This window comes from Methylobacterium cerastii, from assembly GCF_022179125.1.
Classification (GTDB): Bacteria; Pseudomonadota; Alphaproteobacteria; order Rhizobiales; family Beijerinckiaceae; genus Methylobacterium; species Methylobacterium cerastii.
This window is the reverse complement of sequence record NZ_BPQG01000026.1, coordinates 37,126-48,422: the sequence shown is the minus strand read 5'-3', so window position 1 is coordinate 48,422 and position 11,297 is coordinate 37,126. Positions and strand designations below refer to the sequence as shown.

The 11,297-nt window shown below is 59.1% G+C and carries 9 protein-coding genes and 2 pseudogenes; 4 read left to right on the top strand and 7 right to left on the bottom strand.

The genetic code is table 11. From position 1 onward, the window contains the following. The first annotated feature begins 417 nt into the window (after nucleotides 1-417). A complete protein-coding gene (locus MFF13_RS09400) occupies nucleotides 418-1,206 on the top strand; it encodes a hypothetical protein (RefSeq protein ID WP_238272059.1) in 789 nt (262 codons plus the stop codon). 326 nt (nucleotides 1,207-1,532) lie between these two features. Here MFF13_RS09400 and MFF13_RS09395 read toward each other — a convergent pair whose 3' ends face one another. Beyond that, complete coding sequence (locus MFF13_RS09395) at nucleotides 1,533-1,745, bottom strand: hypothetical protein (protein WP_238272058.1); 213 nt, start codon at nucleotides 1,743-1,745, stop codon at nucleotides 1,533-1,535. After that, nucleotides 1,742-2,041 carry an integration host factor subunit beta gene (locus MFF13_RS09390; RefSeq protein ID WP_238272057.1) on the bottom strand — a complete coding sequence of 100 codons (300 nt, stop codon included), beginning with the start codon at nucleotides 2,039-2,041 and terminating at the stop codon, nucleotides 1,742-1,744. The genes MFF13_RS09395 and MFF13_RS09390 overlap by 4 nt, the downstream gene beginning before the upstream one ends. A gap of 342 nt (nucleotides 2,042-2,383) precedes the next feature. On the opposite strand from MFF13_RS09390, the gene MFF13_RS09385 reads away from it, so the two are divergent. Then, nucleotides 2,384-3,151, top strand: a complete 768-nt coding sequence (locus MFF13_RS09385) for a helix-turn-helix domain-containing protein (protein WP_238272056.1) — start codon at nucleotides 2,384-2,386, stop codon at nucleotides 3,149-3,151. Nucleotides 3,152-3,223: 72 nt separating this feature from the next. On the opposite strand, the gene MFF13_RS09380 is transcribed toward MFF13_RS09385, so the two are convergent. Then, nucleotides 3,224-3,376, bottom strand: coding sequence for a hypothetical protein (locus tag MFF13_RS09380; protein ID WP_238272055.1), 153 nt, complete (start codon nucleotides 3,374-3,376; stop codon nucleotides 3,224-3,226). Between the two features lie 480 nt (nucleotides 3,377-3,856). On the opposite strand from MFF13_RS09380, the gene MFF13_RS09375 reads away from it, so the two are divergent. Next, nucleotides 3,857-6,334, top strand: a complete 2,478-nt coding sequence (locus MFF13_RS09375; protein WP_238272054.1) for an Ig-like domain-containing protein — start codon at nucleotides 3,857-3,859, stop codon at nucleotides 6,332-6,334. 48 nt (nucleotides 6,335-6,382) lie between these two features. Here the strand turns inward: MFF13_RS09375 and MFF13_RS09370 are convergent, their stop codons facing one another. From MFF13_RS09370 to MFF13_RS26490, 3 genes and pseudogenes are all read right to left on the bottom strand, one after another. Further along, nucleotides 6,383-6,634, bottom strand: coding sequence for a hypothetical protein (locus MFF13_RS09370; RefSeq protein ID WP_238272061.1), 252 nt, complete (start codon nucleotides 6,632-6,634; stop codon nucleotides 6,383-6,385). Nucleotides 6,635-6,746: 112 nt separating this feature from the next. After that, nucleotides 6,747-6,875: pseudogene (locus MFF13_RS26365) on the bottom strand (helix-turn-helix domain-containing protein); the annotation flags it as partial. Between the two features lie 240 nt (nucleotides 6,876-7,115). Continuing rightward, nucleotides 7,116-7,196 (bottom strand): annotated as a pseudogene (locus tag MFF13_RS26490) (IS5/IS1182 family transposase); the annotation flags it as partial. A gap of 373 nt (nucleotides 7,197-7,569) precedes the next feature. Between MFF13_RS26490 and MFF13_RS09360 the strand changes: the two are divergent. Beyond that, nucleotides 7,570-9,957, top strand: coding sequence for a hypothetical protein (locus tag MFF13_RS09360; RefSeq protein WP_238272053.1), 2,388 nt, complete (start codon nucleotides 7,570-7,572; stop codon nucleotides 9,955-9,957). 200 nt (nucleotides 9,958-10,157) lie between these two features. Here the strand turns inward: MFF13_RS09360 and MFF13_RS09355 are convergent, their stop codons facing one another. Next, nucleotides 10,158-11,183, bottom strand: a complete 1,026-nt coding sequence (locus tag MFF13_RS09355; protein WP_238272052.1) for a YeiH family protein — start codon at nucleotides 11,181-11,183, stop codon at nucleotides 10,158-10,160. Nucleotides 11,184-11,297: the final 114 nt, after the last annotated feature.

The following is an 11,297-nucleotide window of genomic DNA, read 5'->3' as shown; positions in this document are numbered from 1 at the left end:
CGCGCCTTGGTTCATCGTCACACATCGAGCAGGTAGCCAACGCCTTGATGGCCAGCGAGACCCTGATGCCTGAGGAGATCGACGCCATGCTTCCGCCCGGCTTCATGGCCCGCCCGAACGTCTGGAATGAGTTCATGGCGATCGAGGCCGAGGCGTCAGACTTCCCGTAGTCTGAGCACCTAAGGAAGGAGTAGGGCAGCCCTGTCGGACCGCTCGTTGTGCACCCTAAAAAGACCCGTTTTTTTATTCGGAATAGGGGCGCCCCCAGGGCAATCGCCTGAGGACTCGCGGCCCCTAAAAGCCCCTTTTCCGCGCATCGGTCGAGCGATGCGGTTTCAACCAACCGTTGATATCGCCCCGCCGTCTGCCGGCTGACGATCATGCACGGCAGGCTTGATCCAGCGGGCGCCGAGCAGCATGAACGACAACGATCCGAAGCAAGCCGCACAGGGGGCGGGCGCACAGAAGGTCGGCCACCGGTCCGAGCGGGAAAAGCGGGCCGCCAGTCTGCTCGTGCAGATCGGGAAACTGATCGGGTTGAGGTACGGCGGCCCCTGCAACGACGACGACGCCGAGAGCTACTACAACGCGGCCCTGCCGTACCTCGTGGAGATCGCGGCCGAGCGGCGGCGCCTTGATCGGCTCGACACGACATGGTGGCTTCGGTGGTGCACGCCCGTCTTGGTCCCGATCGCTCTCCCGGACCCGGACTGGCTTCGGCAGATCCAACCCGAGGCGCTGCGCAAGGTGCGGGCGTCCGAGCAATCCGCCATCAGCGATTGGCGCCGGCACGCTGCATCGCGGTTCTCCGACGAGATGTTTGGCCATAGCTCGCGCGCACTGTCCAAACTTCTCTGCCTGCGGGCCGACGAGATGCGGGCGGCCGATATCCGGTTCTTATCGCCGATTGACCGCGCCGCCGACGAGCTTGCTGCCGAGCGCCGTGCGCGGGATGCCGCCTACCGCAAGGCAAAGCGAGACCAGGAGGGCGTTCGGCCCCGATCCTCGTCCATGGAGGCGCTGAAGCCCTGGACCGTAATCGGGATCGGCCGCAGGACGTTCTACAAGCTTCTGAAAGCTGGGGATCTGCCTGCGCTACCGGATGTCCCGCGGGGTGCAGATCCGGCGCCCCATCTCGCAGCCTTCGCGGCGGCGTTCCGATCTCGGCAGGAGGCGCCGCCGGACGTGCTCAAGATCGCAGCCTGAGCCCCGTGCACCGATCCGTCGTCACCGTAGAGAAGACAGAGAAGAGGGGCCGACGCATCAGTGCACGCCCGCCTTTGGCCGTTGGCGTCGTCGTCACGAGCGAAGCGAAGTCACCGTTCCGCTTGCTCGTGTTGCGTGGGCTGGGCTCAGGATGATGCCGGGGCCAGGCGGATGCCGGCCCGACTCGGCTCGCTCATTGACCCGTTGGTAACTGATCGCGGGTACGGAGCGCTTAAGCCGGGCTCGGGACCGGTTCGCTGGTGAGATGCACGACGCACCCGTCACCCCGTGATCAGATCGGGGGACGGGCCTGCCTCTCTCAGGGTTCAGCCGCGTTCCATCTGATCCGTCAGCGCCCGCGCGGCGATCTTCGCAACCGCGACGCCATCCTCAGGGGACAGGCGGTTCGTGTTCCTCCGCCGCTCGGGCTCGGCGCAGGTGTAGACGTAGAACGCCCTGACGCCAGCAGCATCAACGACGGACACCGACTCCTCGGCGACCTCAATGCGCAGCGGCAGCACTAGCCCGAAGTTGCTCACAGCGTCGTCGCCCTCGCCTCCAAGTTCACACGCTCACGCATCTCCTTGCCGGCCTTAAAGACCAGCGCGCCCTTGGCCGAGACCGACACCGGCGCTCCGGTTTTTGGGTTGCGTCCGGCTCGCGCCTGGCGCTCCTTCACCGAGAACGAGCCGAACCCGCGGATCTCCACCCGATCGCCCGCCACCAGCGCGTCTGCGATGCGGTCGAGGATGGCATCGACCACCGCCTGGCAGTCCTTCTCGTAGAGATGCGGGTTCTGGGCAGCGAGGCGCAGGACGAGGTCGGACCGGATCATGGTGCCGGAATGCGGATGCCAGCGCCTCGTGGCAAGCCTCGGCTTGCCCCTTACCGTTGACTTAGCCGTGCCCGCTGGCCGACATGCCAAGTCCGGTTTCTGCGCGCCCTATGGCGAGTCGTGAGCCGGCATCAGGAGAGATCGCCGCGAGATAGACCCTGAAACGACAACGGCCCCCCAGGCGGGAACCTGAGAGGCCGTCAAAATCGAGTGGCTGTGAAAGCCGAGTGACTTCCTTTCACAAGCCATAAGCTCCCCTCGGGAGTCAAGCGGGAACACCAGTTCTCGCATCGAGAAGTCGTGCCTGGACCCTGGACCGCGGCCCGTGAGGGACCGTGAACGATGGATTACGCCTACGAGATCCGCCGGCAGGCGGAGGCGGCTCCGCGCGCCGCGTTGCCGGCCGTCGCATCCGCGCTGTGGAAAGCGTTCGGAGAGGGGCACTTGTCGGAAGCCGAGGCTGAGGCGCTGTCCGGGCTGATCGAGGCCCGGCAGGCCGAGGCCGGAACACACGCCCCAAAGCCCCTAGGAGCCCTTAGGAGCCGTGCCGGCTCCCGACCGCGCACGGATGCCTCGATGGCCCGCCGTCGCCGCTGGGCGGCCTCTGGTAGAATTCCACCGGCCATCGCGGCACGGTTCACGCTGGCGGAGCAGGCGGTGCTATCCCTCGTCGCGGCCGAGATCGTGCGGCGGAAGGATTGTCGTCTAGCGGTTGGACACTTGGCGGCGATCGTCGGCGTCGCTGAGACTACCGTGCGCAACGCCATCCGGGAGGCCCGCAAGCTCGGGATGGTCACGGTCGAGGAGCGGCGCGTGACGGGCTTCCGCAACGACACAAACGTGGTCCGCATCGTCTCGGCCGAGTGGACAGCTTGGCTGCGGCTGGCACGGAAGGATGGCCCATCTAGATTTGGATCGGCCGCGCCCATCCTCCCGCTTCGAGGGGGAGGGTGCAAATCCGCGAAGCGCACGCCTACTGATGTTCCATACCCTGTGAATTTGAGGCTTCAGAACCGTCAAAAGGGCTGCCGACAAGCAGCGGGCGACCCCACCGACATAGCCTCGTCTAGAATTCACGCGTCGGGTCGAAGCGTCCGAGTTATGCGGTAGCCGCAGGCAGGCGTTCGGCATGGCGGACGCAAGCCGGTTGGATCGTGGCGCAGAAGCCTGTCGGATGTCCGACTACGCCCTCACTTTGCCCGTGCTCATCATCTCGGTGAGCACACCGCTCAAGTATCTGCCCAAGCGGTTCAAGGCGCATCGATCCGGCGCATCAATCCAGAAGCCGATCAAAACGGGCTTGCCCCCGAAACGGCGCAGGACGGTCTCGCCCATCAAAGCCGCTTCCCGCTCGGTTCCGCGAACGTCGACGCACGGGCGCCAGGAGCCTCCCGAACGAGGTGAGAGTGATCGACCGGGAATGGCTGGCGTGGATGAAGCGGAGGGCCAAGGGTGGGGAAGTTCCCCACCGTGGCATAGGGGTCAGAAATCCGACCATCACGGATAAAAAGCTCATTCGAGAAGAGCGAACGGTCAGCTTCAGGGTCAATCCCAGCGTGTCATCATCGCATCACGGAATGCATATTCGCCATCGTGGAGTTCGCCGCCTGAACATTGCGGGAGGTGAGACCGTCACGTGGGCTTGAGCTAGGACGTTGTTTTACTGAGCGTTTCGGGCGGCTCATTAACTGACGCGCGGTCACCCTCCCAAGCCAGATGGGCAACTTGAGCGTGAGATGCCTGTTGTAGACGACAACGTTTTAACTCTAAATTGCCAACTATGACGGTCATCGTCTGATCGAGAAACCCAACATCATGGCGATACGCTTCTACCTCACGACGAACGCCGACACGGTGCTGCCAACCGACGACGATCTGACCGTATACGGCACCCAGCCGACACTGAACCTCAACGACTCGTTGGCAGGCGGGGGAGGCTTCGACACCCTCGCCCTCGGCGGGAGCGGCACGTTTGACCTGACCAGCCTTCCACGATTCGATGGCTTTGAGGCAGTGACGCTGACCAACGAGACGACCACTGCCGCTACCCTAAAGTTGAGGGACGGGACCAGTTCTGTTGTTACCCTTGACCGGGGCCAATCCACCGCGACGACTGACGCCAACGGTAGCGCGTTAATTAACGTCTATCTCGGCACAGGCACCAACACTATTATCGGGGGGGCCGAGAACGATGCATTCTATGTGCAATCTCCCTCAGACATCCATCCAGGAGATACGATCTCTGGGGGCGGTGGCGTAAATACGTTATATATCGGATCTAATGGTCCTTATAATTTTAGTGATGTATTCGATATATCTCAAGTTCAATTTTCTAATATATCGAGTCTCATTATAAATAGTCTAAATCCAACTAATTTTCGTATCAGCTCAAGTACCCTTGTAGACATTCCTACCATTTATAAAGGCGATCTAGCTCAGACAAGTTTCATCACTTCAGACTCTACACTATATCTTAATAATATAGTAATCCCTTATTCTCCCTCTTATTACGTTGGTCACGGCATTTACACTACCCCTTTTCCTCTTGTAGGGTTCACCAGCGATAATGCAGCCGGAACGACGTTCTACCTGAATGGCACCTCTCAGGCTTCCGTCGTAGCAGGCGGTCCTGGTTCGGACACCGTCGTTAGCCAAACTGTGATTTCCTTTAACGATCGAGAGAAGGTGCTGTCGCGCTCGATCGAAACGGTCACCGACCCAAGTGGCAGTTACCACCGCCTCGTGAGCATCACGACGCCAAACGAGACTGTGAACACTAGCCATCAGGTGATCTCCGGAACGGTAGACGCCAGCGCTACGGGCACGGTCAGCGTCTACAGTGGATCAAACCTCGTTGGTACAGCGGCGATCCAAGCCGACCATACTTGGGTCACCACCGTCAGCCTCGGCCCGGACGCATCCTACTCACTTCAGGCTCAGGTCGGCGATGCGGCCGGCGACGTCGGCCGCAGCAACTCTGTCGTAGTGACCGTCGACACATCGCCGCCCGTGGTGTCGATCAACAATTCGGGTGGTGACGTGACCGACCGCTACGTCAATCTCTCAGGCTCGGCCGTGACGCAGACGGCGAATGGGATCAACGCATCGGGAGAAGCCGGCGCCACGGTGAAGGTCTACGAGGGCTCGACACTCCTTGGTGGAGCGACGGTTGATAGTGGCGGCCATTGGTCTCTCGGCGTGGTGCTTGCCGGCGCGGGCGGCCACACGCTGGTTGCCAGCGAGACAGACGGCGCTGGAAACGTTGGGCGAAGCAACAGCGTCACCTTCAACGCACTAGACGCAAACCCCGGCAACGACACGCTTTTTGCCGGGGCGGGCACCAGTATCCTCGACGGAGGCGCCGGCGACGACACGGTAGTCTTGCCCTACACCCTAACGCAGGCCAGCCTCAGCTATGACGCGGCAGGGCGCACGATCCTCGATGGGCCAAACGGCGCGCACGACGTACTCTCCGGCTTCGAACATTATCGCTTCACCGACGGAACGGTGAATGAGCATGCGTCCTCGGCGCTGGTCGACGACCTGTTCTACTACGCCCATAACAACGACGTCTGGAACGTGCGTGTCGACGCCACAGCGCACTACAACGCCTCCGGCTGGCATGAGGGCCGCGATCCGAACGCGGACTTCTCGACCACCGGCTATCTCGCCGCCAACGCTGACGTTCGCGCAGCTGGGATCAATCCGCTTAGCCACTACGACGCCAACGGTTGGAAAGAAGGCCGCGATCCGTCGGCCAACTTCGACAACGAGCTTTACCTGTCGCACAACCCGGACGTGAAGGCGGCGGGGGTCGATCCGCTTGCCCATTACCTAACCAACGGACAAGCCGAAGGCCGTCAAGCCTACTCGGCCGTCGGCACGGCTGTGAACCTTGCCGTGCATCCGGGCTTTGACGCGGAATACTACCTCCTGTCGAACGCGGACGTGGCTAAGGCTGCCATCGTAGCCGGCGGCGACAGCTTCGCCTTCGCCTACAATCACTACGAGACGAGCGGTTGGCATGAGGGCCGCAACCCGAACGCGGTGTTCGACGTCAAGGGCTACCTCGCGGCCTACGGGGACGTGAAAGCGGCCAACATCGATCCGCTCGCGCACTACGAGGCGAACGGCTGGAAAGAGGGACGTGATCCATCTGCAAGCTTCGACGTGAAGGCTTACGAGAGCCACTACACGGACGTGGCCAACGCACACATTGATCCGATGCTGCACTACCTCCAGAGTGGTGCCCTGGAGGGCCGAACCGCCTTCAACGATGGGCATTTCGGTTAAGGCTGAGGGGCCGGGTCTTTGCCCCGGCCCACTCGCACCGTAAGGCGCCTACTGCGCGTCGTCTGCGCCAACCATCCGCACGGTTGCCCCGAGCCGGCTCCGGTCCAGCCCCTTCGCCACGTAGCGCTCATCCGCCCGGGCGATCCGCACCGGCACCGGGGCACGCCCCACGATGCTCAGATTGCCCCGCACAGCCTGTTCGAGCTGCGATCGCACCGCGCCATCCGCCAGTGCCGCGAGGCCGCCTACGGTCGCTACGGCGAGGACGCTGCGGGTGATGATCGACGTGAGGGTGAGCATGGGGTGTCCTGGGTCTGCCGGGACCGTAGCAGAGCAGTGAGGACCGGAATGCAGCGCGCCGGGCACAGAGCGGGGCCGAATCGGTCCGCAGGCCTCCGGGGGCAGCCTTCAGCCGCGAGATCGTGCTGTGACTCACGTTGTAACTCCGGCCGATCTCCGCGCAGCTCTCGCCGGCCTCGCGCCGTGCTAGGGCCTCGCGCTGCTGATGGAGGGTGAGCTTGTGTTTCGGGCCGGAGCGCACCCCGCATTCCCGCGCCCGCTTCAGCCCCTCCCCTGTCCGTGCCCGGATCAGCTCGCGCTCAAACTCGGCGAGGCGTGGGTTTGTGGATCGGTGACACAATGACGGGTTGTGGAGCGCTTGCCGGGCCTTGGTGGCAATTTGCTTCGCCTCCGTCACGCAATCGGACGTTTGTGTGACGGCAGTGCTGTCGCGGCAATCGCCCTGCGATATACGGATGCCTGCTTCAGTACGGGAACGATGCCGCCGGTCGTCCGCGCGCTCTTTGCCCCGCGTGTCGGTGGTCAAATGCGGTGTGATCTTCGCAAATTACTCGTCTGTCAGCCAAAACTAGTCCATCGGCCCCTCTCATAGGAGCCGTCGATCACATTCGCGCCATCCCAATCAGTGTTAAGGGTACGGATGCTGCTACCCGTACTCTACTTCGAATTTACCCAATCAAATAAAAGGTGAAAGCGGAATAGACGGTGTCATTCCACGTACCAGACCCCAGTTTGCGACACGCCTAGTTAAAATCAGCTTCCTCGATCATACATTCGTTCAACACTCCACACAGACTTAGAAAGCCTCAAACTCAATGGCTGTGGGTGGCCAATCAATGTAATTACAAATCCTTTGCGGTGGCGGCGCACAAACGCTCGCCAATGAAATCGCGCCATAAAATTAAAATATTTTTGATTGATTAAAAATTTGATAAATGCAAAACTATCGCTTGGGATTACGTAGAGGTGGAGCTATGCCAATAAAATACCTCTTATTAGAAAACCATTTCGATGTTTCTGATAAAGCAATCTCTCAAATGGGAAGAACTACTGAAACGATCGAAGGATATACCTTAGATTATTCAACCCCTGGGATGTATGTTCAAGTAGCTAGGGGTGTTGGAGCAACAATAACGCATTTTGATTATGACAGTCTGAATGGGAAGGCGCTTACATCCTACAGCGACAACCTTTCATACGGAAGCGTAAATGGATATAGCGCGGGAGCATTGAACGTTTTCTATGGTGGATCTGGTTATGTCATAAGAAACTCAGGAGGTTTTGTCGGTAACACTAATTACAATCAATCGTCTAAGTTTGTAGGTGTTTTCGATAAATTGCCAAGCTATGCAGATGATGCCAGCTATTACTCTCCGCCGGAGTATTCACAAGACACCGTCTATGCGAAATATCAGATTATACAAATAACCACTCCATCTACTATTACTTTGAAAAATGTAAATAGCACTGTGCCAGAAGGTAACATCGCAACATTTTCAGCCACATTAGATTCGGCTATACCAGCCGGAAATAGCGTTATCAAGGTTGAAATACTGCCTAATGCTATTGACACTAACATCACAGCCGACAATGCTTTGCGCAATGCACAACTAGACACGGACTGGCGCATAAAGCCTATAAATGATGTGACATACGAAGGTGGAAAATACTATGTTGCATTCCGGCCAGGCGACACCTCAAAAACTATACAAATCGAGACCATTGCGGACAAACAAATCGAACCAGTTGAAAAATATAGCCTGGGTTTAGGATATGTATACACTAATAACACTTCAATTTCGATCATAACTGATAGGCAGCCTATTTACGGATTTATCACGGATGATGATCAAGCAACACGAAAATTATCTTCTATATTTGCAGTAGATTCCGGTTTTGCGCCCAGCGATATGCGATATATCGATTTGATAAAAAATGATATAGATGCTGCGCTTAACAATATATCGCAACTACTTCCAGGCGGATTGCCTGATAAACCAAGAATATTTATTGTTAACAAGGCTGGTCTGCCTAGCAATACTCTTGCTGCCGCCACCGCTCAGGAAACTACAGTATATGACTCAGTAACATCAAATCCTATAAGTATTCCGAACTACCTTTATCAATATAAATTTGATAAATATGCTTCCAATTCAACAAATAGCGATATAATTATTTTCATTAATACAGTTGCATTTGAGAATTTTTATAATGGCGGGAAAGATAAAAAAGATGCTTCGGGACAATCATACGACGTGACATCTGTGATGTCACATGAGTTGTTGCATGCCTTAGGTCTAGGGAGCCAGACAGCTAATTCCATGTGGAGTTTGCGAACAAAAGAGGGCTTCTTCGAAGGACCTAGGTCTGGCGTAGTTGGTTTAGTCCCTTCTAAAGGCCATCTATCCGATATAAATGGAAAAAATGAACTAATGATACCTGAGTACAATGGACCTAACAATTTACCATCATCGACAGATATAAACATACTTCAAGATTTGGGATACACGAAAACGAATTTGCTACAAGATATTACTTATACCGATAAAAAGCAATTTTCGCTGATTGATGAAGATTATTATAGAACTCATTATGTAGATGTTGCGTCTGCTGGTATAAGTTCGGTGAAACACTACAACGATTATGGCTGGCATGAAGGCCGCGATCCTAATTCAAATTTTGCAACCAACGGTTATCTTGCAGTTAATGCAGATGTAGCCAAGACTGGTGTCAATCCACTGTCCCACTACGATCAGTACGGCTGGAAGGAAGGCCGAGACCCGGCAGCCAACTTCGACAATGAACTCTACCTCGCCCGTAACCCGGACGTAGCCATGGCCGGCCTCGACCCGCTCGCCCACTACATGACCAACGGACAAGCCGAAGGCCGGCAGGCTTACGCAGCCGTTGGCAAGGCTGCCGATCTCGCCATCCATCCGGGCTTCGACGCGGAGTACTACCTCCTATCGAATAAGGACGTGGCCAAGGCAGCCATCGCGGCTGGCAGCGATAGCTTCGCCTTCGCCTACAACCACTACGAGGCGAACGGCTGGCACGAGGGCCGCAACCCGAACAGCGTGTTCGACGTCAAGGGCTACCTCGCGGCCTACGGGGACGTGAAGGGAGCCAACATCGATCCACTGGCGCACTACGAGGTGAACGGCTGGAAAGAGGGACGTGATCCGTCTGCGAGCTTCGACACCAAGGCGTACGAGGCGGCCAACCTGGACGTCGCCAACGCTGACATCGATCCGATGCTGCACTTCCTCCAGAACGGCGCTTTGGAAGGCCGCAGCGCCTTCAACGACGGGCACTTTGGCTGAGACAGGCTGCACCGTGGCAGGACGATCGGGGACGGCCGGCGCAGCGATGCTCCGGCCGTTTTCTTTCGTCCTATGCGACTTCTATCTCTCTGTACTCACCATCGAGAAAACGACCGTTTTTCCGACAATAGGGTCGTCTGTACAACGCGAGAATATGGGACCAATCCGCGCTGGTTGTATCCAGGGCGCTCGCTGGTCCTTTAAACGATTCTGAGACCGCGGATGAGTAGTAGGCTGACAACGACCAGTACTACGAGGGACCCACTGACAGCGAGCGTCACCCGCCCGCCGACCCGGGCGAGCACGCGCACGTCGACGCCCAGGCCGAGGGCCGCCATCGAGAGAACGGTGAGGAAGCCGGCGAGGCGAGTGAGCGGCGCGACCGCCGCGTCGGGGATGAGGCCGAGGGAGCGAGCGGAGGCCAGCGCCAGGAAGCCAAGGATGAACCATGGCACCAGCTTGGTGAAGCCAGGCCGCCCGGCCTTCTTGGGTGCCGCGCCCGGCTCCGGCGACAGGCGGAGCGCGATCAAGGAGAAAAAGACCACCACCGGGCCGAGCATCAGCACGCGTACGAGCTTCACCAGGGTCCCGACCTGGGTGCTCAGGAGGCTCACCGGCACGGTGGCGGCGAGCACCTGCGGCACTGCGTAGACGGTGAGCCCGGCGAGCACGCCGTACTGGTTGTCGGAGAGGCCAGCGAGCGGCACGAACAGCGGCAAGCCGAGCACCATCAGCACGCCGAGCACCGCGGTGAAGGCGATCGAGGCGGCGATGTCCTTGGGCTCGGCGCCGATCACCGGGGCGACCGCGGCGATGGCCGAGTTGCCGCAGATCGCGTTGCCGCAGGCGACCAGGATCGCCATCCGGGCCGGCAGGCCAAGCACCCGGCAGATCAGAATGCTGGCGCCGATCCCGACGATCACGGTGGCGACGATGCCCACGAGCAGTGCCGTCCCGGAGGCGACGATCGCCCCGAGGCTCAGGGAAGCCCCGAGCAGCACGACGGCGACCTCCAGCAGCTGCTTTGCCGAGAACGCGATGCCGCTGCGGAAGCGCGCGTCCGGTGCCCACACGGTGCGTACGGCGATGCCCAGCAGGATCGCTACCACCAAGGCCTCGACGTAAGGGTGCTCCAGTGCCCGCTCCTCTACAGCTTGGGCCGCCACCGAGACGCCGGCGATGGCCAGGCACAAAACGATGCCCGGTAGCACCGTGGTCTTCGTCATGGCCGCAGGTTCTTCACGATGGCTCGCCGTCAGGGGCGGGGTGGCGGAAGTGGCGACGGCAACGGGAGCACCGCTAGCTGCGTCGGGCACGGAGCCGGGAGACGCGTGTGGGCT

Coding starts and splice junctions, on each gene's coding strand:
- MFF13_RS09400 (WP_238272059.1), top strand. CDS start 418: ATGAACGACAACGATCCGAAGCAAGCCGCACAGGGGGCGGGCGCACAG.
- MFF13_RS09390 (WP_238272057.1), bottom strand. CDS start 2,041: ATGATCCGGTCCGACCTCGTCCTGCGCCTCGCTGCCCAGAACCCGCAT.
- MFF13_RS09385 (WP_238272056.1), top strand. CDS start 2,384: ATGGATTACGCCTACGAGATCCGCCGGCAGGCGGAGGCGGCTCCGCGC.
- MFF13_RS09380 (WP_238272055.1), bottom strand. CDS start 3,376: ATGGGCGAGACCGTCCTGCGCCGTTTCGGGGGCAAGCCCGTTTTGATC.
- MFF13_RS09375 (WP_238272054.1), top strand. CDS start 3,857: ATGGCGATACGCTTCTACCTCACGACGAACGCCGACACGGTGCTGCCA.
- MFF13_RS09370 (WP_238272061.1), bottom strand. CDS start 6,634: ATGCTCACCCTCACGTCGATCATCACCCGCAGCGTCCTCGCCGTAGCG.
- MFF13_RS09360 (WP_238272053.1), top strand. CDS start 7,570: ATGCAAAACTATCGCTTGGGATTACGTAGAGGTGGAGCTATGCCAATA.
- MFF13_RS09355 (WP_238272052.1), bottom strand. CDS start 11,183: ATGACGAAGACCACGGTGCTACCGGGCATCGTTTTGTGCCTGGCCATC.